Source organism: Bradyrhizobium ingae, from assembly GCF_055791185.1.
The window spans coordinates 1-521 of record NZ_JBVUBB010000112.1; the positions used below are offsets into that span (position 1 = coordinate 1).

General features: G+C 62.4%; 1 protein-coding gene and 1 pseudogene. Both read right to left on the reverse strand.

The window, feature by feature from the left end; genetic code table 11:
- Positions 1-82: pseudogene (locus tag ACV1FX_RS41785) on the reverse strand (response regulator); the annotation flags it as partial.
- 17 nt (positions 83-99) lie between these two features.
- The coding region (locus tag ACV1FX_RS41790) for a response regulator (protein WP_473123294.1) at positions 100-521 on the reverse strand (422 nt) is incomplete at its 5' end.

Sequence of the window (521 nt, forward strand, 5' to 3'; positions counted from 1 at the left end):
CCTGAAAGCCTTTGCGCTCGAGGCGGCGCGAGAGCATGTCGCGATTCATCTCATTGTCTTCGACGAGCAGAATCTTGACCATCGCTTGAAGCTCCCCGACTAACCGGCCGCGGCGGCGCGCGGTTTCGGACGCGGCCGCAGCACCTCGCGGATGGCGGTCCGAATATCGACGCCGGTGGTCGCGCCCTTGGCGATCACCTTGCGCGTCGCGTTCTGCAGCAGATCGAGCTCTTCGGCGCCCAAATCCATTGCCGTGACGACAACGACCGGGATGCCGGTCCACTCATCGTTCTGCTGCATGCGATCGAGGAATTCGAAGCCGTCCATCACCGGCATCATCAGATCGAGCAGGATGATCGAGGGCAGTTGGTTCGCCTCCAGCCAGGCGAGGCCTTCTTCGCCGTTCTCGGCCTCGGCGACGGCCATGCCCATGCGCTCGAGCATTTGCCGTGTCATCGCACGGATTTCGGGGTCGTCGTCGATCAGCAACACGGTGCCTTCGATCGTTTTGTGGCCATACT